This window comes from Desulforamulus ruminis DSM 2154 (genome assembly GCF_000215085.1).
GTDB lineage: Bacteria > Bacillota > Desulfotomaculia > Desulfotomaculales > Desulfotomaculaceae > Desulfotomaculum > Desulfotomaculum ruminis.
Map to the genome: position 1 here is coordinate 2,993,614 of NC_015589.1, position 25,658 is coordinate 3,019,271.

The window sequence follows — 25,658 nt, forward strand, 5'->3', positions numbered from 1 at the left end:
CTGGTTTAGAGATAAATTAGATTTAATTTTAATTTTTTTTTAAAAAAGCCCATTTGCCTGGAACCAAAATTCACTGGATTCCATATATTTACTGTAAATACCATAAATATAAAGGAGCGATTTGCATGGGTTTTGGAATGGGTCCTGGAAAAGGCCCCCAAATAGATAAAAAACCGGAAAACCATTCTCCTGTAGGTCATAAACCCCCCCATGCCGAGAAACCAATGAAGCCTCAACAACCCAATAGTCCCTCCAAATCACCTCATCATGACCTCCCTTGGGCCAATCCCGGGCAAAAGAAAAAACAATAATAAAAAACAGGGCCTTGGGCCCTGTTTTCTTATTGTTTTTCCTCTCTGCCTTGATCCATGGTGCAGCTTATTTTCTCCGATACAATTTCTTCCATTTCCAGTTTCTTGCCCCGGCCCATCAGGTGCATCACCGCGGTGCGGGGCGAACAGTTTTCAAACAACACCCGGTAAATTTGTTCGGTAATGGGCATTTCCACTCCCTGCTGTTTGGCCAGTTGCCAGGCTACCCGGGTTGTCCGGACGCCCTCAACCACCATTTTAACACTCTCCACCGCTTCCTCCAGGGTTTTACCCCGGCCAATTTCAATGCCGCATCTGCGGTTGCGGCTGTGCATGCTGGTGCAGGTAACAATCAAATCCCCTACTCCGGCAAGTCCCGCAAAGGTAAGCAGCTCCGCCCCCATACTGAAGCCTAAACGGGTTATTTCCGCCAATCCCCGGGTCATCATGGCCGCCTTGGTGTTGTCTCCATACTCCAGGCCATCGGCAATACCGGTGCCCAGGGCGATAATATTTTTTAAGGCTCCGCTCAATTCCACTCCGGTTACATCGGGATTGGTATAGATACGAAAATTTGTGGACATAAAAAGATCCTGCACATATTCTGCCGTGGCCAAATTACGGGAGGCAGCCACCACGGCGGTGGGTATGTTCCGTCCCACTTCTTCTGCATGGCTGGGTCCCGAAAGAACCGTATAACGGTCCAGGGCAGCCTCTCCCACCTCCTGGGCAAAAACCTGGGAAAGTCTCAACAAGGTGCTTTCTTCCAGGCCCTTGGCCACATTGATGATTTGTGCCCCCGGCTGAAGGAAGGGGAGAGCTTTTTTCAGCAAGTCTCTGAAGCAATGGGAAGGAACTCCGAACACAACGGCCTCAGCCCCTTGCAGAACCCTTTCCAGGTCGGTATCTGCGGTGACTTTGGCGTGAAGAGGAATGCCCGGCAGATACCGGCTGTTTTCGCCATCATTGATTAAATCCGCCAGTTCCTGCCTGCGGGCCCATAAAACGGCGGAATAATCCTTCTGGGCCAATACCTGAGCCAGTGCGGTAGCCCAACTCCCGGCTCCAATCATTGCAATTTTGGACATTCACGACCCTCCAAGATTAGGATTTTTTTCCCCCGATTTTAAATTCCGTTCCGGTCACCAGCCTCTTAATATTGGGCCAGTGCTTAAAAACGGCAAAGGCTGCCACCATTATGGCAAAAAATAAATACTTAGCATTATAATTGAAAGCAAATATCCAGAAGGGTAAGGAAACCGCCCCCAGGATGGAGGACAAGGAAACATAGCGGGAGAGGCCGAGGGTCAACACAAATACCAGTAAACTCATGAGAAGGGGAGCGGGAGCGACGGCCAGCATGGCCCCCGCACCGGTAGCGATAATTTTACCCCCTTTAAATCCCAGCCACACCGGCCAACTGTGCCCCATCATTACAGCCAGTGCCGCAGCCAAAAGAGTTAAATCGGCATTTTCCAGTTGTTTAGCCAGCAGTACCGCCGACACACCCTTTAACATGTCCAGCAGCAGTACCAGCATTCCCGGTCCTTTGCCCAGTGTGCGCCAAACGTTGGTTGCCCCAATGTTGCCGCTGCCGTATTGGCGAATATCAATGCCTTTCCAGAAGCGGGCCAGCAGGTAGCCAAAGGGAATGGAACCAATTAAATAAGCCGCCAAAACAATGAACAATGTGGTCATGGTAAACAAACTCCTCCAACTCAACAGCAGCGCGGATTGAATTCATCCGCACCGGGTTAATCCTTGGCTTCCCTTCTGCGCAGAAAGAATCTCACAGGGGTCCCCTCAAAACCGTAGGTGGAGCGAACCTGGTTTTCCAAGTAGCGCTGGTAAGAAAAGTGCATTAGCTCCGGGTCATTCACGAACAGGATAAAGGTCGGAGGTTTGACCCCTCCCTGGGTAGCGTAAAATATTTTTAACCGGCGGTGCTTATCGGCCGGTGGCGGCGTGGCCTGGGTAGCCTCCCGGATCAGGTTGTTCAGATCCGCTGTGGGCACCCGTTTGCTGGCCTGCTCCACCACAAAATCAACCATCTCCAGCACCTTCGGCAGTCGCTGTCCGGTAAGGGCCGAGATATAAAGAATGGGGCTGTAGCTCAGAAAGGGCAGCTCTTCCCGGAACTTTCTCTCAAATTTATTCATGGTCTTGTCATCTTTTTCAATGAGATCCCATTTGTTCGCCACCAGAATAATGGCTTTCCCTTTTTCATGGGCATAGCCTACAATTTTCTTGTCCTGTTCCGCCACACCTTCGGTAGCGTCAATGAGCATCAGGGTGACGTCGCAGCGGTCCACAGCCCTCAGGGCCCGAACCACACTATATCTTTCGGTGGGTAAATCAATCTTTTTGCGTCTTCTCATTCCCGCGGTATCAATGATGACATAATTCTTGCCGCCGCGTTCAAAGGGCGTGTCAATGGCATCCCGGGTGGTTCCGGGTATACTGCTCACGATCACTCGCTCCTCGCCTAAAATGGCGTTTACCAGGGAGGACTTACCTACGTTGGGCCGGCCAATCACAGCAATGCGTATGGTGTCCGGCGGGTAAGGATCTTCGTCGGGCTGGGGCAGCAGGGTTATCAGTTGATCCAGCAGATCTCCGGTATTTAAACCCTCGGCAGCGGAAACAGGAATGGGGTCTCCCAGTCCCAACTGGTAAAAATCAAAATAGGAGATTTTGGACTGATCAAACTGTTCTACTTTGTTAGCTACCAGCAGCACCGGCTTATCGGTCCTGCGGAGCACTCCGGCCACTTCCTGGTCAATACTGGTTAAACCCTCCCTGGCATCCACCAGGAAAAGGATGGCGTCTGCTTCTTTGATGGCCAGCTCAGCTTGTTTTCTGATTTGTGCCGTGATCACGTCTTCAGCAAAATCCAAACCACCGGTATCCACCAAGGTAAACTCGCGACCCTGCCACTCGGCATCCTGATACAGGCGGTCCCGGGTTACTCCGGGCATATCTTCCACAATGGCAATACGGGCTCCTACAATGCGGTTAAACAAACTGGATTTCCCTACATTGGGTCTCCCTACAATAGCTACAATGGGTTTTGGCAAGGGTTTTCCCCCTTCTCTTACAAATTCATATTATGTTAACTTACGTTGCCTGACAAATAAGCTTTTGAGGCTATGCCTTTCTTAAAGTTTCACCGGTTTTTTACACCTTTAATCTTGGCAGAGGATTTCCACCATCTCCCTGGGACCTTCCACCACCTCGATGGGCATCTGCAGTTCCTGGGAAACCTGGGTTACCGTAAAGTCGTCCAGAAATACTTCTTCTCCCTGGCGCAGCATCACCGAGGGCAAAATTAAAAGATCCCCCAGCTCTTTTCCCTTTAAAGCCTTAATGATATCCTGCCCGGTTAAGAGGCCGGTCACCGTTACGGTTTGTCCAAAAAAGGAATTGGCAATCACTTCCAAACTGATCTGCAAGCCCTGAATCCGGTTTAACCGCTCAACCACCGGCTTCATAATCAAGGACCCGGACACCCCGGTGACCATGGTGATGCTCCGGGAGGGTTCCATCCTTGAGGGAAGTTCCGGCTCAAGGGCATCCCATTCATCCAAAAACAGTCTGGACAAACCCACTCCGTTTTCCGTTTGTGGGAAATCAGCATACCTTTCGGCAAGGGGAATGGGTTTCCCTGCCAACAGGTAAAATTCATCGGAAGCATAAACAAAGGGGTAATCCCACCGCTCCATAAACCGGCGCTGGTAATTTTCAATGATGGCCACCACGTCCCCGGCCTCTTTCGGGCTGAAAGGTCTCAGATGAAACAGTCCGTCCCGGTATTTGGTTACCCCCACCGGCACAGCCGCCAGGGAATGCACCTGGGGCCAGAGGCCCGACAGATCCCGGATGCTCCTTTCCAGTTCTTGGCCGTCATTGATCCCCGGACACAATACCATCTGGGTATGCATGGTAATCCCCGCCTGGGCCAACTGCTGAAGCTGCTCCATAATTTTACCGGCATGCCGGTTGTTCAGCATCCGGCAGCGCAGTTCCGGGTTGGTGGTATGAACCGATATATAGAGAGGGCTTAATTTCTGCTGGATGATTCTTTGCAGTTCCGGATCCCTCACATTGGTCAGGGAAACAAAGTTCCCCTGCCAAAAAGAAAGACGATAATCATCGTCCTTGACGTACAAGGTCTTACGCATGGCCGGGGCCATCTGATCCACAAAGCAAAAGAGGCAGCGATTATGACAGCGCCGGGTAGGTCCAAAGGAGTTCTCGCCAAAATCTAACCCCAGACCTTCCTCAGCGTCTTTCTCGATTTCAAACTCCCATACTTCACCCTGGCGGGTAATAATCTTAACCAATATTTCTTCAGCAAAACTTAAAAAACGGTAGTCCAAAACATCCCGGACCGGTTGGTCGTTAATGGTCAGGAGCTTGTCCCCCGGTTGAATTCCCAGTTCTTCGGCAATGCTTTGGGGTTCAACGGCATCAATGGATAATCCTTTTGGGTCTTTCATTTTTTGTCTCCCTATGGCTGTACTTCATCAATTATCCACCATCTGCCAACCTTTCGTCAAGAAATTAGTGCTGGACGATCAGGTAGGTGCCGTTTTCCAAGTCGTGGACCGTGGCCTTTAAAATATTGGCCAGGTGACTGGCTAATTTTTCCCGCTCCTCTTCATCCCTGGCGATCATAATCGGCACATCGCCGCTCACAAAATCGGGCGCAATGGTAACTGCCGCTGCAATGGTAGCTTTGCCCATTCCTGCGTCACCTCTCTTTAATCGGATGCATAACGGCCCGGCTTGGATTTCAGGGGCCTGGATGAGGCGCTTTCCAAAACCGGAGTTCGCTTAACCGCCTCAATTAAAGCCTTCATGTCCGGCTCGTTGGGTATTATATAAAAGCCTACCTGTCCGGTATCCGGATCCTTTCTTAGCATGGGGGTAAACTCCGGCAGATCAATATCCTTTTTAGTGCCAAGAATGGTGGCCGATGTATGGGCGATGGCCAACCGTTGCCCCATATCGTGAATCGTAGCCCGGGCGTCATCATTTTTAGGCTTTATTAAGACCCCCAGCCCTTCCTTAACAATTTTCTCCCGCCTCTCTTTTAAACCGACGGACATAATGCTGATCTCTTCAACGTATAAAATGGTTCCCTTAAAATAGAGTCTGGCTGGAACCACTTCACAAATATTCCCGATGTTATCTCCGGTTTTCAGAAGCAGGCTGATTAGAATCAGCAAAAAGCCCCCGATGATCCCGGCCCAAAGACCAAGATACTGCGTTATTAAAGCGGTGGCGAAGGAAGTTCCCATTACTAAATAGTTTCTGGCCTCAAAGGTGCGGGCAATTCCTTCAATGTAATCCTTTCCTCGTTGAACCAGCTCGCTTTCTTCCAGGCTCTCCAGGGTTTGTCTTTCCATATTGCGAATCTCCCGGAACTGCTGGGCGGCCAGGGCCAGAAAGGTGAAGGCGGCGTAATCCGGTTTAACCAGGGCCGGAACGGCAATGCTCCCCAGGGCCGCCGCAATAAAACCCAGGGAAAGATGGGTCACAAAGCCATGGGGATAGCCGGGAAACTGCCGGTAGTCCACCCGCAGCAGAGCCAGCCGGGTAATAATGCCCGCAGCAATTGCCACAACCATAACAGAGGGGTATGAGTCCATCCTTCTGCCTCCTTAATAAGGGGATAAAAACTGCCGCCTCCCTGGGAAGGCGGCAGTTTTTATCTTACCGTCCAAAAATGATTAGAATAAGCCGGTAAAGGAAACCATGGCTTCCGCCGGTATGATAAGGCTGACGGAAGCCAGGTTCTTGGTCCTTTAATCCTCGGTAACATCATTCCTGTGGTCAATAGCGGCCTGATTGGCCTCCTCAGTGGATTTTTTCCCGGCTCTGCCTTTCCCGGGCAATGGCTTCCGTACCAGCCGTTTTTTAATAGGACCCAGGTAATTGGTAAACTCCTTGCCAAAACCCGCCAGTCCCTCGCGAAGTCCCTTTAAGCTTCCGGAACTCATCAGCATAAACCCTCCTCCCAGCAGCAGTGACAGACCCACAATCCAACCCACGGCCTTCCATGCTCCGGAACCGGTCGCCCCTCCACCAGGGGTTACAGTGGGTCCCTGGCCGGTAGGGGCGGTGGGTCCTCCCTGTATCCCCAGCACTGCGGGAACCGCATCGGCAAAAAGGGCTACACCCCTTTCGGCCTCCTCTTTGGTATTGGTGTGGGTTCCTGCTTCAATCAAGATGGCGGTGGGCATCAGGTCCTGATTGTAGTTGCCCTTAGCCATAAAAATTTCCTTCACAATTTTGGGATGAACCTTATTGGCGTAGGCCATCATTTTTCTGGCGAAATCAAGGTTTGCCTGCATATTGGGATTTTGCCGCCCCACTACAATTCGTAGTTTGCTTACGTCTTCATTGGAAACATTGGCCCGGTAGTAATCCGGATCAGGAATGCCGTCCCGGTGTACATCAATGAGGGCCATGGGGTTTTGCTTCAGCAAATTCATAGCCGTACGGCGGGATCTCTGGTAAGCGGCATTGTCGTGGGGATCGTGGGGTGTCTTGTCATAAGCAACCTCGGTGCCGTTTTTCTCCCTCAGCCTCTGCACCAGGGTTTTGCCCACATCATAGATGCCTCCTTTAAAGGGAACACTTTCCGTACCGTCGGTGGGAACATAAGCTTCATCGGTGTGGGTATGGTAAACGCCCACCGTCCCCTGCTTGCGTGTGGCAGCCGCCATGGCCAAACGGTCGTCGGTCAAGAAGTCATTCCAGGCCAGGAAATCCTTATCCACACCCAGGGACTTGGCAAAGGCTTTATCTTTGTCCACCCTGGTTATGCGATAATGGTTTCCTTCGGAATTAATAATTTCATCCCCGGCAACCACCCCCCGGCATACCTGACTAATCACGTTTCCTTTCTCATCCGCAATTTTTACAGCGGTGCCAACCACATGGTCCACATCTTCCTGAGATACCACCGCAGCCTCGTTCCAGGCCGGCGCAACAGCGGATCCGGCAGTCAGATAATTGATCACTCCCAGACCCATCATCATCATGCCGATACCCAAAGTAAAAATAAATATTTTAGATCTCACTACGGTCTCCCTCCTCCCGTGCCTTATCTTTACGGTCTTCCCAGCCATCCGCTTTCTTTTCGTCCCGTTCCTTTTGCTTGAAACCCGGTTTCCTTAGTCCGGCCACAAGAGCATCCGGCTTCCCTTCGGAGCTTGGGCCGCCCTGCAACCTTTCTCTGGCCTCACCGATGATGTCTGCCAGCAGGATCGCCAGTATTCCTGAGATAACAATGGAATCAAAGGCCCCGGCACCGCCAATGCTCTTGGTGACATTGGTGGCATTGTTTTGTACATAATAAAAGTAATTGGCCACATCTGCCAGTATCACGCCCAGCGTAGCCCCGATAAAGGCGCTTCTCCGGGAACGCCCTACGGCATAGGCAATGACCGCCGCTACGATGGGATAAACATAAATGACATCAATAAAACCAAAGTGGCCGGCGGGTTCGGGCAATCCGGTCATCATCCGGGAACCGATAAACCAGATGGCAATTCCTGTTAAAGCAGAAGCAATGAGTGCTCTGCTAACTTCCTTGCCGGTACCTGCCTTGACCAAAAGGTAGACCACCAACACCACCGGCACCAAGGCGCCACCCACATTAATCTCCAGAGGCACCGGTGTGCCGGGAATGGGAATATTAATGAAGCTCCCCACAATCAAAGCCAGGATCACCGCCAGGGTTCCTTTATCGGACAACCGCATACGGTCCAAAGCCCTTTGGGCAAATCCGAAGAAAACCAGCAAAGAAACAACAATCAAGACAATAAGTCCTATAGGAAAACCGTCCATCCCCTTACCTCCTCTTAAAATTATTTCCTAAGATAGATTTCCCCCGGGTAGTTAAATTATGCAGTTAGGGATAGAACCGGCCGGAGAGATTTACCAAGCGGCGATCAATTAAACAAAAATCGTTTTTTCAGGGACCTGAAAAACCCGAGGATAGATTAATTTCCATCCTCGGGCTTTCCATATAAATTTCTCAAGAAGAAGTGATCTTCAATGGTTTTTATCAAAATTTTGAATTATTAAAAAATTGAACTCTTTGTGTCAAAATGAATCCTTGCAGTGCTAAAATTATTTTTTCAAAATCACTCAAAATACCTTCTATTCTCTAAATATCCGATATTAACAACCATTTGAGCAAAAAATTTGTCATTTCAATGATAATTTATTTGTCATTCAAACGACAAATAAACTTCAAAGCCAGTGCTATAACTATAATCGCTAGCAGTTTCGAATTCGAAACAAATTTTATTACCCCGGGTGTTTTACTTAAGTTGCAACGGAAAAGTGACAAGCTTGCCACAAGATCAGATTTTTTCTTGTCTCTGTGGTACTCTTCTGTAAAGACCGTACCCTCTGACAGAATAAAAGGAGGAGTAAAAAATGGCTGACACAAAACCCAGCGGTGGGTGGTCCGACCTATATAAAAAGGAAGATTGGTGGGCTGTGTGGCTGGGACTTGGGCTTGTAATTATTGCCATTCTACTATGGTCTGCAGGCAATTCCATTAAAACCATTGCCGTGAGTGTTCCGGAATGGTCGGAATTTAGTACTGTTTTAGCACACCTGGGTGAAAAATTCGGCTCTTACGTGCTGTTATTTCTGGTATTCCTGGCGATTTTTTCTTTAGCCGTTAAAATTTTAGGCCATCCATTAAATCAGTTTATTCCGGGCTTTACCTTTGTCTTTGTTATGAGCGTCATTATTTCTGTTTTTGGCGCCTGGGACATGGCGGTGAAATACAATTTGGAAGCACCTCTGGTGGCCCTGGGCGTAGGAATGATCATCAGCAATACCCTGCCCATTCCCAGATGGCTGGAGGCCGCCTTGCGAACAGAATTCTATGTAAAAGTGGGTATTGTATTGTTGGGCGCCACCCTCCCCTTTACCTTAATTGTTCAAGCCGGTCCCTTGGCCTTTGGACAAGCAACCCTGATTGCGGTAACCACCTTCCTGACCATCTATTGGGCCGGCACCCGCCTCTTTGGCCTGGACCGGCGATTTGCGGCTACTCTGGGCGCCGGCGGCTCCATTTGCGGCGTATCGGCTTCCATCGCCATTGGAGGTGCTGTTAAAGCGGAAAAGCAGCACGTGTCGGTTTCCATTTCCCTGGTGGTTGTTTGGGCTATTATTATGATTTATTCACTGCCGATTCTCATTAAAATCTTTGACATTCCCTCCGGGCCCGCCGGAGCCTGGATCGGAACTTCGGAGTTTGCCGATGCGGCGGGCATTGCTGCGGCGGCTGCCATCAACGAACAGGCTATTGCAACCTTTACTTTAATGAAGGTGGTTGGCCGGGATATGTTTGTGGGTATCTGGTGTTTTATCCTGGCCCTGATCTCCATTACTAAATGGGAAAAGCGCGAAGACGGAACCAAGCCGGATGCCAAAGAAATTTGGTATCGGTTCCCCAAGTTTGTGATTGGCTTCTTTATCGCCTCCGCTTTGGTAACGCTGGTTATTACCTCCGTGGATGCCGATAGCGCCAAGGCCATTACCGACAGCGTTATTAAACCCTTGAAGACCTTGCGAACCTGGGCCTTTATCTTCTGTTTCTTCGCCATCGGCCTCACCACCCGCTTCAGAGAGCTGACCGCCGTTGGCTGGAGACCCTTTGCCGCCTTTACCACCGGTGTACTGATTAACGTGCCTTTGGGTTACATCTTATCCGTACTGGTTTTTGGCAGCTATTGGATGTCTGTACAATAACGAAACACAGACCCCCCGGGGAGTTATCCCCGGGGGGTCTGTGTTTATAAAGTATAACGTTGTTTATAACGGTTTAAAGCATACCCCATTTACGGTTGTATTCAACCTTTAACACATATTCATCATCCCGAAAGCCCTTTTCCTTTAACAAAGCAATGGCCTCATTGAAATCCAGGGATTCGGTTTCCATAATAACCTGATCCTTTTTACCCGTAACGGCCCAGTCACTATGGGCTGTTGTCAATATCTCCATCATGGCCGCAATGCGGTCCAGCCGGGAAGCTAAAAACTCACCCAGATTGCGCAGGGCCTCCGGCGTCACTTCCTTTGCTCCGGCCACAGCCTTAAGGGGCGGCTTTTCCCCGGGTTTCCATTCCCTTTTTTCGTAAAAGTCAAAAAAGAAACGAACCAATTGGATGCAGGTGATGTTATCCTTATGCACGGCAAATCTCCCTTTGTTGAATGTTCTTTTTTAATTATACACCCTTTTAAGGGCTTTTTATTTGTTTTAGGACCTATTTCTAAATAAGCGAAGTAAAAGAAGCCGGCTGCCGTTTCCGGCTGCCGGCTTCTTTATTAAAGTTTTATTTTTCTTCCTGTTTAAACATGTCGCCAAAGACATCTCCCAGGGTGGGTCCGTTTTCTTCTTTGTTCTCTTCAACAACCGGTGCTGTTTCCTGCTTGTTCTGGCGGGGCTCCCGGGCCGGGCGGCCTTCACTGTTCACCTCGCGAATGGAAAGACGGATGCGTTTTTCCACAGGATCCACACTGAGGACCTTCACATTAACCTCTTCGCCTTCGCGGACCACCTCATCGGGCTTAGCCACATGACGGTCCGCCAGGTGAGAAATGTGAACCAGTCCCTCAACCCCCGGCTCCAATTGAACAAAGGCGCCAACTATGACCGCCCCTTTGTCACCGTTACGCATAAAAAAGCCCTCTTACAGTAATTATTTTAATTATTCTACCATAAGAGGGCTTCGAGAGTTTCAACCTGTTTTTAAATAAGATAGTCTCATCCGAAATGGTTTATTCTTCTACATTTATCAAATAACTGTAAAATTCTTCGTGAAGGGCGGTTCTGCCTTTTAATGATTCTTTTGTCTCTTGATCCACTAAATCAATAGTAAATTTGTTAGCAAGATCATCACCACCATCTATCATAACCAAGATAGAGTGAATAGTTCCTTTGATAAGCTCATCTAGCACAACCATAAAAGCATCCTTCTCTTCCCTAGAACTAATTCTTTCTTGTAAAATACGGTATTGTTCTTCTACGTCTGACCAGATAAGGTCAGAATTTTTTTCAAGACTATCTCTACCTGTATAAACCCAATAGTCTTTGATGGTTTTTAATTGTTCCAGCAATAGCTGTCTTTTATACACTAACTATTCACCTTCCTTTATTCTTTGAACCAATACTGCCCATATCTTTCGTTTATATTTTTTGCAAAGTTTTGAATCTCCTTAGCTGTTGGGGTTCTCCCTAAACCTTTTTCCCATTTAGCCCACTCGTTTGTTATTTTGGAGTGTATCTTAGGGTCTACTCCCTTTAGATAAGTAACCTCATGTATATTGATCCCTGCTTTGCTCATAATGGCCTGATACTTTTGTGGCAAAGTATGATGTACCTGCCATCCTTTTGGTAAACCTGGGAACTTTTCTAAATATAGGCTCCTATAATTTGCGCTTGTTGCAAGTTTACTTGCCCCTTTCCCCAATATTTTTGAAACGATATTATTAATGCTCCCTGCGGGAAACAGTAACAACAGTTCTGGTTCCGCATCGGGTGGAGGACCAATTAATGTAGCAGCCAGTTTTCCAGAGCTGTATCTCGAAATATCTGAGCTGGACTTCGTAACAGAAGATGATGAGTTAACACTTCCTGTCCCGCTTGACCCAGTCCCCCCATTCCATGGTTTGTAGACCCTGTCTCCACCGCCCGAGGTATTGGTTGCTGCCTGGCTGTAATCGGTGTAATCATCCCCTACGTTGGTCCCAATGATCTCTCCAAATCGATTATATATTTATGACCGCTTGGGTCGATATAAAGAAGAGGGTTATTGGCACAATAGGCATAGAGGTTAAAGGATAAAGGATTGACATATCCCCCTCCAATAACCACCGCAGCAAGGCAAAGCTTAAGGGCTTACCGCCTGCGCTTCACAGACAGCAAGCCCTGCCAGCTGCTTAATTAAAAATATTGTCTAACTTTTTGGGGTCACTTCAGAAAAGGAACGTCCTTTTCTATATTTTATAAAGGATAATTTACACAAGCTTCACATATCTTTTCAATTTCGTTATTTGATTTTCTAAGTATTTTTTTAATTTCGATTAAATACTCCTCTTTTTTAGCCTTAATTAACTCATAGTTAATTTCTACACATTTTCCTTCTTCAATCTCTTTATTCAATAAGGGGCAGAAATATTTTTCTGTCATTTCATTGCCTCCTTTAATACTTGATTGACTATTGTATCAAAGTGATTTTTACCATATGTTGTAATAATTTTTCCAGCTTTATCAACGACAACAACTGCATCACGTGAAACGTATGCGAAAGCATTTCCACCACGCTGAGATAATACAACAGTTGGATTATCTATAGTCCTTTTAATTATGTTTGTAGTAACACCACGTGTTATAGCTTGGTTAACTCCATGTGTTGAGAAGTCAGTTATCTTAATACCAGGATTTTTAACGACAGTTCCAAATTTACCATAAGACTTTCCTAAGTTAGCCACAGTATTAGCGGCAGAACCCGCCCCCTTAATAAGATTAGCAAAGTTCCCTCCAGGAAATAGTAATAGAAGTTCCGGTTTTGCATCGGGTAAAGGACCAATTAATGTAGCAGCCACCTTTCCAGAGCTGTATCTCGAAATATCTGAGCTGGACTTCGTAACAGAAGATGATGAGTTAACACTTCCTGTCCCGCTTGACCCAGTCCCCCCATTCCATGGTTTGTAAACCCGGTCTCCACCGCCCGAGGTATTGGTTGCTGCTTGGCTGTAGTCGGTGTAATCATCTCCGACGTTGGTTCCAATGATCTCTCCAAATCGATTATATACATATTTATGACCGCTTGGGTCGATATAAAGGAGGGGGTTATTGGCACAGTAAGCATAGAGGTTAAAGGTTAAAGGATTAACGATATCGCCCTCATAGCTGTCCTTGTTGATAAACCGCCCAATGCTGGGGTCATAGTAGCGAGCCCTCAGGTAGTACAAACCGGTTTCCGCATCATAGATTTCCCCCGCATATTTGAACGGGTTCTTTACTTGTTCAGTTTGGCTTAGGATATTCCCCCATTCATCATAACGGTATTCGTTGACAATATTCCCGTCGGAGTCTATGATCTGGCTGACATCGCCGTGGCCGTTATAAAGGTAATAGTATTCTTTTCCATTGGGTTCCTTTTTCACCAGTACACGGTCCGGTCCCCAAACGTAGTTGGCCGTCAGGGTATTGGATGCGTCGGATTCGGCAATAACTTCACCTTGGTTGTTGTAGTGGTAACGTGTGGTTTCTGTAGGCGTCACTTTTTTGGTTCTCAGACCGGTGGGTCCATATTGGAAGGCGGCTGCGTTGGTTCCGGTCTGCACACTAGTCAACTGATCCCATTCGTTGTAGGCATAGTCAGTGTTTTCCAGGTTGATGGACCAGGTGTCGTTTTTAACGGTACTGCGATTGCCTCGGACATCATAGGCATATTGGGTGATCTTTCCATCCGGCCGTTGAATCTCTATTAAGCGGTCCAACTTGTCATAGATGTAAGTTGTCGTTCCCAAAGCATCGGTAATGCCGGTAATATTGCCGTTATTATCATAGGAGTAGGCGTACTGGGAAAGAGTCTGAGCCCCTTTGGTGCTGGTCAATTTGGTTAGTCGGTTAAGATCATTGTATTCGTAACTGGTTTTTAGGTAGCTGCCGTCCTTTAGTTTCGGATAGGTGACAGATTTTAACATTCCGTTGGGATAATATTCATATTTTGCATTGACTTCGTCCGATGTGTTGCTGGAGGCGCTGCCGTTGGTTTGTACCCTGGTTAAGCGGTTCTTGTTGTATCCATAGAGTGTCGTATGGGAGAACGGGTCTTGTACGCCGGTCAGGTTCCCTACTTTATCATAGGAAAAATAGGTTTTGTGTTCATACACTTCATTGTAAAGAACGGAATAATCTATTTGTCCCTTTGGATTGTAGTTAAATCCCTGCAGACGGACTAGCTGGGAATTGCTCAACTGTTCAATCCAGGATACGCCCAGCGGATTGTAATAGGTATAGGCAAAGGATGAAGTCGGGCCGTTTTTGGTTATTTCCCGCCAATGGGCATCGTAGGTGTAGTGGAAGGTATTTTGGTTTAAATCCTTTCTTTGCTCCAGCAACCCTAGCGCATTGTACGCGAAAGGCTCTGCTGCCGAAGAGGGAGCGATCTTCTTGGTTAGCCGTGCCAATTCATCGTATTCCCTGGAGGTTACCCAGCTTTTTGTCCCATCGGTTTGTTTAATGGTTCTCAGTTCGCCCAGGGCGGTATATCCATATTCGGTAACTTGATTTAACGGATCTCTAATTTGCTGCAACCGGTCCAGCTTATCATAGGAATAAGTGGTGGTACCATTATTCGGGTCGGTATGGGTCAGAATATTGCCGGCAATATCGTAAGTATAGTTTTCCGAAATGGCACCGACGGTATTGGGCCAGGATGGGAAGGCTTTCTTTTGGATTACTTGTCCCCATTGATCCAGGTAGGTTTCCACTACATTCTGCTTGGTAGTGGTGCCATTAGCCATAAAGTAGCTGGTTTGTTTTCTGGGAATCAGTTCATAATCCGTTTGATAGACATTGCCCAGGGGATCAACCGTTCTATATAGTCCACCCCAGGGGTTATAGGCATAGGTGCTGCTGTTTCCTTCGGCATCCACAACATAGTTGGGACGGGTCAGATCGTCATAGTGGTACTGGCTTTGTATCACCCAGGCGCCCCTTTGATAATCCCACAAATCCTGCAGGCGCAGGTTGCCAAAGCCGTCATAGAAAGTCTCAAGTTCATCATACTTGTTGGTTGTTCCGGTGGCAAGATCTTTGTAGAGAGTATAGGAGGTGATTCCGGTACCGATAAGATTTTTGTTGGTTGCGTCAAAGAAAGCAGAAGTAGCATAATCATATTCAAATTTCTGTTCTACTTCGTATGTCTTCTTATCGGAATTTGAATCAACCGTGCTGTAGTTGGGAAGTTTTATGGATGTTACCCGGGCAAGATTATCGTAGGTGTAGGTTGTGGTTTTACCGTCATTGTCTGTTTCCGTTTGAGGCAATCCAAGTAATAAATTATAGGTTCTGGTAGTCTTTGTTTCTTTGCTGCTGCCACCGGCGTCGGTATAAAATTCCTTAATTATAGTCGGGAAGGCCAATTTGGCTTCAGTTCCATAAATCATTATGGTTCTAGCGGTTTTACCGTTTTCCAGACTCTTGGTAATTGTGACTTGATCTCCCTCGGAGGTATTGCTGTAGGCATAATTGGTGGTTTCACCGTTGGGATTGGTCGCAGTCAGAATTCTTCCCAGATCATTAAAGATTGTTGTTTCGGTTCGTAAGGTTGAAGTATTTTGATACCATTTTCTTTCAGTAAGAAATTTATAAGTGGGATGGTATTGATAGGTCGTGGTGTATAATGCTTTAATGGAAGGATTATTCAATTGCTCTTGGGTTAAAGGTTGGGTTTCGCTGCTTAATCCTCCCCAATCATTATAGGTCTGGTCGATATAAAGCTTATTGGAAGTGCCGCCGCTGGAGTATTCGGCAATTTCCGTTCTGGTTGGTTTGAATTTATAGTTTGCATCATAGGCTAAATGAGAAATGATTTTCTTTTCTCCGTTGCTAGCCGTTGTTTCTGTTCGTAGTTTCTGTTTGGCACCGTTAAAAACGGCCTTGGATTTTAAGCTCGTCCCGGCGGCGGTGGCTTCTGAGCTAAACTGATAACTTTCCGGCAGTGCTTCATCCCAGGGATAAGTGGGATATCCGGTATAGTCGTTTACATACTGGTAATCAATGTGATTAAGGTCCCCGCTGGTAGATGCCTGACCGGTATTGGGGTCATACCTCCGTTCCTGGTCGTAACGTGATTTCACCCGATATCCTTGATAGGCGCCATCGGGTCCCAGGTTCCGTAAAACAGGACCTTCATAGTTATAGGTACTTTTTGAATGGGGATACCATACATCTTTCAACCAGGCCAAAGTGGTATAAGCCTGGGATGAAGACAGATTTTTGGTGGTATACATAAATTTTGTCTCAGGGAAGTCATAATTGTATTTCGTTTCAAATCCTTCAGGGTCTGTGACGCTGTAGAGACGCACATCATACCATGTTTGTCCGGTATCCACTCGGTTAACTACAATTCTTTGTTTATTATATTTAATAGATAGATTTTTACTCTTAGCGGGATCATTTACTTTGATAAAGATATTTTCCGATTCGCTGGTATTAATGGTGTTCTCATAGGTAAAATCTATGGTTCTGCCAATACTATCAACAATCTGTGATATAAACGGGTAATTCACGCCATGGATCGAACGGTTAATATGGGTAAATTTAATTTGATTACCAAACCGGTCTTTAACCCCAATGATTCTCCCATCCGCAGCGAAATAGGTTTTTCGCTGGTCTGAATTAACAAATACATATTGAGAGGACACTTGACCGTTACTGTATGAGGCATTGTCCTGGAGAAATTGAACATCTTTTCCCTGATAATTTTCCAGGTTGCTGTCTGTTGTGTCCGGAGTCATTCTTACACGGTAGGTCGCTCCTGTTCCATCATGAAAGAATAGCTCTTTCGACCCGTTGTTTTCTTCAATTTGTACGGATGGGAAGGCCAGGGACCAGCCATTACCGATATCGTATCTGGATCTTAGATAATTGTATTTATCCGGATAGTTTTGAGTTGTAACCGTGTAGCTTTCATAGTAGATAACCTGGCTGTTATAGTAAATTCTGTAACTATAATAATAGATATTGGGATTGGATGTATCGTTTAAATATGATTCTGCTACAGAAACAGCCTGTGAGGAGGTGGAATAAGGTCCAACCGTCTTGGTTCCCCATCTTTTATTAATTTTGTCATAGGTGGTAATATCTGCATAATAGGCCGAGTAAGACTCTGTCCACGACTCGGATGAAGAAGTCACTTTGACCCGTTTGGTTCCAATCTCTGCCTGGGAAGAATTATAGATCCTGGCAATAGAAAGATCCAACCCGTCTTTTCCGGGCAAGGTTACATCCGTTTGTTTCAGAGTTAGTGACCCTGTCATAGGATCCACCAGCTCAGTTGTGTTGTTCCTGTCGTTAAGCTGGGGTTTTTTTACTTCATTTACCTGCTGAGGTGTTACCAGTCCATTAATAACCCCTTCTAATTGCTGTATATTTACACTGGCATAAGCCGTTTGGCTGATTAAAATTACAATGAGAAGGCTAAAAAATACCGTTTTTATACCTTTTAACAGTTTATTCATCACTCCACGCTCACCTCCTATTTCCGATTTATTTCTGCGTGATACCCTTTAATTAATTCTTTTACCGGAACGTTTACTTCTTGGGAGATCATCTCCATTTTCTCGATCATATCTTCGGATAACCCTTTCGTATCCTGTTCCGTTAAGCCATACTTGTCCATTTTCTCTTTAGAAATCTTTCCGTGCAGCCTGGGGTTTTTAATAATATTTTTTAACCCTTCTTCCCCGTTTTGCTTATAAGACTTCGTTAATTCTTCAATGGAGGAAACCATCTGCTGGTCATACATGGCAAGTAGTGTAAATTGTTCTTCTTCAGAGAAGCCTTGATCTTCAAGCTGTTTAGATTCTTTTGGATATTTGCTTTTAAATTTAGTAATAAATTTTTCTGCCCTCTCCGTAAAAAGCTTTTTCTCGACTTCCTCCCAGTTTTTATCAAGTTCTTTTTTCCTTTTCAATAAATTTTTCGGCTCTTCATGAATCTTGTTGGCTAGTTCATCCGCTTTAAAAATATCTGATACGGAGTAACCTTCTTGTATCAGGTTTGCCAATTCTTCACCTTCAATGTGATAGGTGTCTTCTTTGAAAGCATCGCCGCTTTCTAAGGATTCTCTCTGCCCTTGATACAGCACTCCATCTCCATTAGTGATTTCCAGCAGAATGTCACCCATAGGACTATCAATACCTCTATTCAATTCTTTTACCACTTGCTTCCCAGGAGTGCTTTTTAATAAAGGACTGTCCGACAGGTTTGCCTTTTTCATAAACTCACCGGCAATTCCTATTGACAGAAAACTCATACTGGACAAAATAAAACTAAAGCACAAAATAAGTGCCAATATTTTTTTCTTTTGCATTTTATATCCTCCCCTATATGCTGTTCATTTTTTATAACCATAAAAACGTTGCTTGTTATTGGGACGGTCTTCTTTTAGACAGCAGGTTCCCATTGTTATCGTAGACTAATTGAAAAACAGGAATCCCGTTTTGGAGAACATTTACAAGCCGTCCGTCGTCGTCATACCCATATTCATATGAACTGTTTAACTGCCCAACTGATAATCGCGCCTTTACACTACCTCCGGCATATCCGCCCAACTTAATGTAATAAGTTACCCCCGCTTTCATCTCCCACTTAATTTCAGAGTAGGGAGTACTGTTCGCATCATCATTATAGGTTAGTCGATTTAATAGAGTGGCATCACTGTACAGATAAAGTACGGTGTCATATTGCTGACCTGTTCCTCCGTAAAGGCCGGTGTAAATGCGATAATTACCCGAAGCGGCCGGAGTAAATCGATAGTACCCATATTCATATACCGGTATGGACACATCGATGGGATTGTTCATTTGCAGATCTACGAAATTTCGGACAGCCTTTGTAACAGTAATTCTTGTTCGAACACGTTCCCCGTTATATCCCATTAATTTGATGTAATAGCTTGTCCCAGCAGGCATCTCTCGCTTTATCTCGGAGAAAGATGTTCCGTTATAATCATCATTGGCTCCAATCAGCTTGGTTAAATTCTCATCACTGTAAAGATATAAAACGGTATCGCCGGAACCGTTACTGCTTGAACCGCCGTAGTAATCGGTAAAAATTCGATAGAAATCCGGTGTACTGGGTGTAAATTTATATACTTTATATTCTCCCTGCGGTATATCCACATCAATCGGTGTATTTAAGGAAATTGTCACAGGTGAAACATAGACATAGGTTGCCGTTAACCTGGCATGGACAGCATCACTGGCACTATAGGTTCTTAATTTAACGTAATAACTGACGCCAGACGTAAGGCCCAGTATAATCTCGGAAAAAGATGTTCCATTTGCATCATCATTGTAGGCAATTCGCTGTGTAAGGTTAGCATCAGAATACAGTTCAAGTACTGTATCGTTTGAACTCCCAGTGCCCCCGTATGGGCCGGTAAAAATTTTATGAGTTCCTGTGTTTGTCGGAGTAAACCGATAAACTTGACTCTGACCTGCAGGCAGATTTACATCAATGGGTGTATTTAATAAAAGATCCATTGTAGATTGTATGCCTACCTCATTGGCTTGATAGAGCCTTTCACCTTCAACCCCTTCATTTGAAAGCTGCTGTAGGAATTCTTCAATCCAATAATGATATACAGCTTCCAATTTATTAAAGTCATATTACTTGTCTTGAAAATATTCATTAATTTTTGTCTCTAATGATCCGTAGACCTCTTCAGTAACGCTCTGAGATTCGTCTGAAATTGACGATGAAAATTGCGGATTCTCGATAGAAACATCATCCTTCTGACTTTGCTCAGGTACGATTTCTTCTGAAACACCCAATGACTGTAGATTCTCAATAGTTTCATCATTTTCACTTTTCTCAGTCTTTTCTTCCTCAGACATATAAACTTCTTCAACAACGCTTGATGATTTCTCGAAAAGCTGAGATGAATCCATGTCTTCCATTGTCAAATCATTTTTACTATACTCAAAGTTAGTCTCCTCAGTCATATTCACTTCTTTAACAAGCTCAAACTCCTCTGGTAGTTGATGTAACTCTAAATTGACAATGAGCAAATCGTTATATTTTTGCTCAATTTGTTTTGCCAAAGGGATATTCCCTTCTCTTATGGCGTATTCTTTCAATCTAAGAAGTTTCTTGCTCAAATCCAAAAGTTTAATATCCTTATATTTAATTGAAAAAGACGTGGTTGGCTGGACCGGTAACGTGCCCAAGTCTGCAGTCGACTTCTCTGTCTCTTCTTCTGTTGCGCGGGGGACTGCCATGGGTTCGGATAATATCCCGTCAGTTTCATCTATTAAGTTACTTAAAGGATCCATACTTGGAGGCTCTAAATCAGTTTCTACTTCTAAGTCTTTATTTTCTGTGGAACTGTCAATGACACTCTCTTCCTGTAAGTCTACTTGAGTACTATCATCTAAAGATGCTAGCCCCATACAAGGAAGACTTATTAATTGAAAAACCAGAGATAAAATCAATAAAATACTTAATAATCCTTTTCTCATTTAAACCCCTCCTTACAAAGTTAAAATTTTTTACAACTACTCCCTCATGCATCCCTCCTTTGAGATATAATTAGAACAAAAAATCGACAATTTATCCTATTTTTAAACTAGATAATATACAAAAAATTTATATTATTTACTTATTATACAAATAATATAATCTTTCACTAGATCAATTCCCTATTATGCCTGAATCTTACCCTAAGTTGCCTATATAGTTATCACAAAAATATTTTTATATTTTGGGAGATCAGTTGTTTCAACAAAAAGAAACCGGCTGCCGTTTCCGGCTGCCGGTTCTCATTACTGATTACATTTTTACTTTTCTTCCTGTTTAAACATGTCGCCAAAAACATCTCCCAGGGTGGGTCCGTTTTCTTCTTTGTTCTCTTCAACAATCGGTGCTGTTTCCTGCTTGTTCTGGCGGGGCTCCCGGGCCGGGCGGCCTTCACTGTTCACCTCGCGAATGGAAAGACGGATGCGTTTTTCCACAGGATCCACACTGAGGACCTTCACATTAACCTCTTCTCCTTCGCGGACTACCTCATCGGGCTTGGCCACATGACGGTCCGCCAGGTGAGAAATGTGAACCAGTCCCTCAACCCCCGGCTCCAATTGAACAAAGGCGCCAAAAGAGGCCAGGCGAACCACTTTGGCCGGAAAGACTTTGTCCACGGGATACTTCTCTTCAATGTTATCCCAGGGATTGGGCAGAATTTGTTTCAGCCCCAGGGAAATTTTTTCATTTTCCCGGTCCACTTTCAACACCATTACTTCCAGCTCATCGCCAGCCTTAACGACTTCCGAGGGGTGGTTAATACGATGCCAGCTCATTTCGGAAATATGCAGCAGGCCGTCCAGTCCGCCCAGGTCCACAAAGGCGCCAAACTGGGTCAACCGGCGTACAATCCCTTTAACGGTTTGACCTTCTTCCAGGGTCTCCAAAAGCTCTTCCCGCTTGCGGGCATATTCTTCTTCCAGAACCGCTTTCCGGGAGATGACAACCTTTTTGCGTTGTTTATTCATTTCAATCACCCGAACGCTGATTTTCTCATTCAGGTATTTGGAAAGATCTTCAACATACCCGCGGTCCACCAGAGAAGCCGGCATAAAGGCGCGAACCCCTACATCCACCAGCAATCCGCCTTTGACCACCTCACGGACCGTTCCCTGGATAATGGTGCCCTTTTCCATGGCTTCTTCCAGGCCGCCCCAGGCCTTTTCAGCATCGGCCCGTTCTTTGGATAGGATTAACCGGCCTTCATTGTCTTCGGATTTAATAACCACGCATTCTATCTCATCCCCCACCTTAACAACATCCTGGGGATTATCTACACCATAGCAGGCCAGTTCTTTGCGGGGAACAACCCCTTCGGATTTAGCCCCCACATCCACCATGACTTCGTCCATTCCTATCTGGACAACCACTCCCTTAACCAACTCTCCGGCCCGGGGAGATTTTACCTCCATCGCATCCTGCATGGCTTCCTCGCCATTCATCTGGTCCATTTCGTTCATCCTTCTTTTTACCTCCTCTATAATTGCGTCAGGTGTTGAAGCACCCGCTGTCAGCCCACAAGTTCCAGCTTCCCTGAACCAATCTTCCTGTAGTTCTTGGGCTGATTCCACATGATAGGTAGGGGTGCCGGTTTCCTGACAAATTCTGGCCAATTTTTTGGTATTGGCGCTTTCTTTGCCGCCGACCACAATCATCACGTCCACCGTTTTAGCCAGCTCCAGAGCAGCCTGCTGGCGTTCCCCCGTGGCATGACAAATGGTGTTGCGCGCGTCCACTTGCAGCCCCTGTTTTTGAAGAGCTTCAACCACCGCCTGATAGTTCGCCAGTGGTTGTGTTGTCTGGGCTACCAGGCCAACCCGATGATCCTCCACCGGATTGATCTCTTCAGCACCTTCAATTACGATGCCTTTCCCCTTTGTCCAGCCCAGAATTCCCTGGACCTCCGGATGGCCCGGATCCCCCAGGATATAGACCGGCAGACCCTGCTCAGCCATTTCCCGGGCATATCTTTGGGCCCGGGCAACAAAGGGACAGGTTGCATCCATAATTCTTACGTCTTTTTCCTGTGCTTCCTGCAATATGTCGGGGCCCACACCGTGGGAACGAATAATCACGGTGCCTCCCTCGTTTTGTGGCAATACGGTAATTTCTTTAATTCCCCTGTTAGCCAGGTCCTTCACCACCTGAGGATTATGAATAAGGGGCCCCAGGGTATATATTGGACCTTCATTCTCCTCTGCAGTGGTTAAAGCCAGTTCAATGGCTCGTTTAACTCCATAGCAGAACCCCGCTTTGCTGGCTAACCTGACCTCCAAAAGATCACCTTCTATCTTGAGCAATGATTTTTGATCAGCTTATTTATTCAATAAAGCGGCGACTTGTCCCATTGCCTGCTCGCTTAACTTCTCCAGTTCTTCTTTCCCGGGCCGGTTATGCCACACCTCCGGCAGATAAATGGGTTCACCCACCAAAACAACAATTTTAGTAAAAAACCCCTTTGTGCCTTTAAGCGCTATCGGGAGTATGGGAACATCGGCCTTAACCGCCAGCAGGGCGGCCCCAATATGAGGCTTTTGCAATTCGCCGGATTTGCTCCTGGTGCCTTCGGGGAATATCCCCAGCACCTCTCCGGACTGAAGTAATTCCAGTGCTGTCCGGATCGCCTGCCGATCCGATTTATCCCGGTGTATTGGAAAGGATTTTAATTGTCTTAAAAACCAGCCGATAATACTAATTTTAAACAACTCTATCTTGGCCATAAAATGAATGGGTCTGGTTAAGGCGCACCCCACCACAACGGGATCCAGGTTGCTGACGTGGTTGCTGACAACCACCACCCCTCCCCGCTGAGGCAGATGCTCAACCCCAATCACCTGCCATCTACGCCAAATGAGAAGGATCAGCCGGATCACCCTCCAGAGAAAAGAGTATATCATGGCAACCTCCTACAATTCCCCTTGCTTAATCTCAGCAACAATTCGATGAACCACTTCCTCCACGGTCATACCGGAACTGTCAATAATGATGGCGTCTCCGGCGGGAACCAGCGGGGACACCGTCCGGTTGCTGTCCAGTTGATCTCTTTCCCGAATTTCCTCGGTTAATGCGGTTATGTCGATGGTATAACCTTTATCCATTAATTCCTTTGCCCGTCTGCGGGCTCGTTCCTCTGCAGAGGCCGTGAGAAAAAACTTCGCCTGGGCCCGGGGCAACACAACGGTGCCAATATCACGCCCATCCATCACAACACCGGTTTCCTCGGCCAACCTCCGCTGTTGCTCCACCAAAACTTCTCTTACGCCCGGTACCATGGCAACCAAAGAGACACTGCGGGATACTTCGGGAGTCCGTATTTCTTCGGTCACGTCCTCGCCATCCAAAAAGACTCTTTGGGGGGTGGCCCCCACCAAATCAATCCTGGACTGCCGGGCTAATCCGGTTAACTCCTCCTGCCGGTCCAAATCCACTTCCCCGCGCAAAGCCTTGAGAGTCACGGCCCGGTACATAGCTCCGGTATCGATATACACCAGGTTTAACCGGTTGGCCACCTGTTTAGCCACCGTGCTTTTTCCCGCCCCCGCAGGTCCGTCAATGGCTACGCTTAATTTATCCAATTTATTATACAAGAAGCAAAACCCCCGCAGTAAACCTAAAATACCTATAGGATTTTCGACATCGGGCTAGAAATTCCTTTATTTTAAAGAAAAAAGCCAGGAGAGGAAAATACTCTCCCGGCTGTATTATTCTACCGCTAAAAATTTTAATGCATGGGCAAAGCCCGGAAAGCTTACATCAACACAATGGGCCCCTTCAATAGTGGTGGGACGGGAAGCGCCTAACCCGGCCACCGCCATGGCCATGGCAATCCGGTGGTCTCCGTAGCTTTGGGCTACCGTTCCCTGCAGGGGTTTTCCTCCTTGGACGATCAATCCGTCCGGAAGTTCTTCGATATCGGCCCCAAACTTCTTGAGTTCTTCGGCCACTGTGGCAATACGGTTGCTTTCCTTTACCTTGAGCTCTGCCGCATCCTTAATCACGGTGGTTCCTTCGGCGTAAGCCGCGGCCACCGCCAGTACGGGGATTTCATCAATCAGCCGGGGGATCAGTTCTCCGGAAATTTCGGTCCCTTTTAAACCCGTTCCCCGGACCCGGATATCTGCCACCGGTTCCCCGCTTTGCATCCGAATATTCAGCAGCTCCAGATTGGCCCCCATCTTCCGGAGCACCTCCAGCAGGCCATCCCGGGTGGGGTTAATGCCTACGCCGGTAACCGTAATGTCCGACCCTGGCAGGATTGCCGCCGCCACCAGGGGAAAGGCGGCGGAAGAAATATCGCCGGGAACCCTCACTTTGTTCCCCCTAAGCTGGGGCCGCCCCTGCAGGGTGACGGTGTTTCCGGTGCGCAAAAGCTGCACGCCAAAACTCTCAAGCATGCGCTCGGTATGATCCCGGGAAGGCGCCGGCTCGGTCACGGTTGTTTCCCCTTCCGCAAAAAGTCCCGCCAGCAGCACGGCCGATTTGATCTGGGCGCTGGCCACAGGGGACTGAAAAGCAATGGGTTTTAGAGTTCCTCCCCGCACGGCCAGAGGCAGAAAACGGTTTTCTTGCCGCCCCAGAAAGCTGGCTCCCATGTCGGAAAGAGGTTTGGTTACCCGGGCCATGGGGCGATTGCGCAGGGAACCGTCTCCGGTCAGGATACTGCAAAAAGGCTGTCCCGCCAGAATTCCCAACAGCAGACGGGTAGTGGTTCCGGAGTTTCCGGCATCCAGTACATCGGCCGGTTCCTTCAGCCCCTCCAGTCCAACTCCCTGAATGGTCAGACGGCCCTTATCCGGACCTTTTATCTGAACGCCCAAGGCCCCGAAACATTTTACCGTAGCAAGACAATCCTCGCCCATAAGAAAGTTTTCCACTTCGGTGGTTCCCCGAGCCAGGGCGCCAAGCATCACGGCCCGGTGGGAAACGGACTTGTCCCCGGGGACAGAAATTTCTCCCGATAATTTTTTAACCGGATTAACGATTAATTCCAT

The 25,658-nt window shown here is 46.8% G+C and carries 22 protein-coding genes; 1 reads left to right on the plus strand and 21 read right to left on the minus strand.

The annotated features are described in order from the left end of the window. Window positions 1–340: 340 nt before the first annotated feature. From DESRU_RS14845 to DESRU_RS14880, 8 genes are all read right to left on the minus strand, one after another. Window positions 341–1,399: an NAD(P)H-dependent glycerol-3-phosphate dehydrogenase gene (locus DESRU_RS14845; protein ID WP_013842898.1), complete on the minus strand. Its 1,059-nt coding sequence runs from the start codon at window positions 1,397–1,399 to the stop codon at window positions 341–343. A 16-nt stretch (window positions 1,400–1,415) separates the two neighbouring features. Then, window positions 1,416–2,009, minus strand: a complete 594-nt coding sequence (plsY, locus tag DESRU_RS14850; protein WP_013842899.1) for a glycerol-3-phosphate 1-O-acyltransferase PlsY — start codon at window positions 2,007–2,009, stop codon at window positions 1,416–1,418. A 56-nt stretch (window positions 2,010–2,065) separates the two neighbouring features. Next, window positions 2,066–3,388: a ribosome biogenesis GTPase Der gene (gene der / locus DESRU_RS14855; protein ID WP_013842900.1), complete on the minus strand. Its 1,323-nt coding sequence runs from the start codon at window positions 3,386–3,388 to the stop codon at window positions 2,066–2,068. 108 nt (window positions 3,389–3,496) lie between these two features. Continuing rightward, window positions 3,497–4,810, minus strand: a complete 1,314-nt coding sequence (locus tag DESRU_RS14860; RefSeq protein WP_013842901.1) for a DUF512 domain-containing protein — start codon at window positions 4,808–4,810, stop codon at window positions 3,497–3,499. 64 nt (window positions 4,811–4,874) lie between these two features. Next, entirely contained in the window at window positions 4,875–5,057 is a 183-nt protein-coding gene (locus tag DESRU_RS14865; RefSeq protein ID WP_013842902.1) for a capping complex subunit for YIEGIA, read from the minus strand. 17 nt (window positions 5,058–5,074) lie between these two features. After that, window positions 5,075–5,965, minus strand: coding sequence for a YIEGIA family protein (locus DESRU_RS14870; RefSeq protein ID WP_013842903.1), 891 nt, complete (start codon window positions 5,963–5,965; stop codon window positions 5,075–5,077). Window positions 5,966–6,121: 156 nt separating this feature from the next. Continuing rightward, the gene (gene spoIIP, locus DESRU_RS14875) at window positions 6,122–7,402 is read right to left on the minus strand and encodes a stage II sporulation protein P (protein WP_013842904.1); all 1,281 of its coding nucleotides are present in this window, start codon (window positions 7,400–7,402) and stop codon (window positions 6,122–6,124) included. Beyond that, the gene (locus DESRU_RS14880; protein WP_013842905.1) at window positions 7,392–8,171 is read right to left on the minus strand and encodes a DUF1614 domain-containing protein; all 780 of its coding nucleotides are present in this window, start codon (window positions 8,169–8,171) and stop codon (window positions 7,392–7,394) included. The genes spoIIP and DESRU_RS14880 overlap by 11 nt, the downstream gene beginning before the upstream one ends. A gap of 597 nt (window positions 8,172–8,768) precedes the next feature. On the opposite strand from DESRU_RS14880, the gene DESRU_RS14885 reads away from it, so the two are divergent. Next, complete coding sequence (locus tag DESRU_RS14885) at window positions 8,769–10,097, plus strand: YeiH family protein (RefSeq protein WP_013842906.1); 1,329 nt, start codon at window positions 8,769–8,771, stop codon at window positions 10,095–10,097. 73 nt (window positions 10,098–10,170) lie between these two features. On the opposite strand, the gene DESRU_RS14890 is transcribed toward DESRU_RS14885, so the two are convergent. The 13 genes from DESRU_RS14890 to aroA form a co-directional block, all read right to left on the minus strand. Continuing rightward, a complete protein-coding gene (locus DESRU_RS14890) occupies window positions 10,171–10,539 on the minus strand; it encodes a hypothetical protein (RefSeq protein WP_013842907.1) in 369 nt (122 codons plus the stop codon). 142 nt (window positions 10,540–10,681) lie between these two features. Next, the gene (locus DESRU_RS14895) at window positions 10,682–11,026 is read right to left on the minus strand and encodes a S1 RNA-binding domain-containing protein (RefSeq protein ID WP_013842908.1); all 345 of its coding nucleotides are present in this window, start codon (window positions 11,024–11,026) and stop codon (window positions 10,682–10,684) included. A 100-nt stretch (window positions 11,027–11,126) separates the two neighbouring features. Further along, the gene (locus DESRU_RS14900) at window positions 11,127–11,483 is read right to left on the minus strand and encodes a hypothetical protein (RefSeq protein ID WP_013842909.1); all 357 of its coding nucleotides are present in this window, start codon (window positions 11,481–11,483) and stop codon (window positions 11,127–11,129) included. Window positions 11,484–11,500: 17 nt separating this feature from the next. Further along, window positions 11,501–11,866 (minus strand): hypothetical protein, encoded by a 366-nt coding sequence (locus DESRU_RS14905; protein WP_041275449.1) that lies wholly within the window; start codon window positions 11,864–11,866, stop codon window positions 11,501–11,503. Window positions 11,867–12,351: 485 nt separating this feature from the next. Beyond that, the gene (locus DESRU_RS14910) at window positions 12,352–12,537 is read right to left on the minus strand and encodes a hypothetical protein (protein ID WP_013842910.1); all 186 of its coding nucleotides are present in this window, start codon (window positions 12,535–12,537) and stop codon (window positions 12,352–12,354) included. Then, window positions 12,534–17,603 (minus strand): RHS repeat-associated core domain-containing protein, encoded by a 5,070-nt coding sequence (locus DESRU_RS14915; RefSeq protein WP_041275450.1) that lies wholly within the window; start codon window positions 17,601–17,603, stop codon window positions 12,534–12,536. Before DESRU_RS14915 ends, DESRU_RS14910 begins: the two co-directional genes overlap by 4 nt. 17 nt (window positions 17,604–17,620) lie before the next feature. Continuing rightward, the gene (locus DESRU_RS14920; RefSeq protein WP_013842912.1) at window positions 17,621–18,457 is read right to left on the minus strand and encodes a hypothetical protein; all 837 of its coding nucleotides are present in this window, start codon (window positions 18,455–18,457) and stop codon (window positions 17,621–17,623) included. Window positions 18,458–18,512: 55 nt separating this feature from the next. Further along, window positions 18,513–19,742 carry a hypothetical protein gene (locus DESRU_RS14925; protein WP_013842913.1) on the minus strand — a complete coding sequence of 410 codons (1,230 nt, stop codon included), beginning with the start codon at window positions 19,740–19,742 and terminating at the stop codon, window positions 18,513–18,515. A gap of 15 nt (window positions 19,743–19,757) precedes the next feature. After that, the gene (locus DESRU_RS14930) at window positions 19,758–20,609 is read right to left on the minus strand and encodes a hypothetical protein (RefSeq protein ID WP_013842914.1); all 852 of its coding nucleotides are present in this window, start codon (window positions 20,607–20,609) and stop codon (window positions 19,758–19,760) included. Between the two features lie 318 nt (window positions 20,610–20,927). After that, window positions 20,928–22,943, minus strand: coding sequence for a bifunctional 4-hydroxy-3-methylbut-2-enyl diphosphate reductase/30S ribosomal protein S1 (locus DESRU_RS14935; protein WP_013842915.1), 2,016 nt, complete (start codon window positions 22,941–22,943; stop codon window positions 20,928–20,930). 39 nt (window positions 22,944–22,982) lie between these two features. Next, window positions 22,983–23,564 carry a lysophospholipid acyltransferase family protein gene (locus DESRU_RS14940; protein WP_013842916.1) on the minus strand — a complete coding sequence of 194 codons (582 nt, stop codon included), beginning with the start codon at window positions 23,562–23,564 and terminating at the stop codon, window positions 22,983–22,985. A 9-nt stretch (window positions 23,565–23,573) separates the two neighbouring features. Continuing rightward, window positions 23,574–24,254: a (d)CMP kinase gene (gene cmk, locus DESRU_RS14945; RefSeq protein WP_013842917.1), complete on the minus strand. Its 681-nt coding sequence runs from the start codon at window positions 24,252–24,254 to the stop codon at window positions 23,574–23,576. Window positions 24,255–24,368: 114 nt separating this feature from the next. Continuing rightward, complete coding sequence (aroA, locus tag DESRU_RS14950) at window positions 24,369–25,658, minus strand: 3-phosphoshikimate 1-carboxyvinyltransferase (protein WP_013842918.1); 1,290 nt, start codon at window positions 25,656–25,658, stop codon at window positions 24,369–24,371.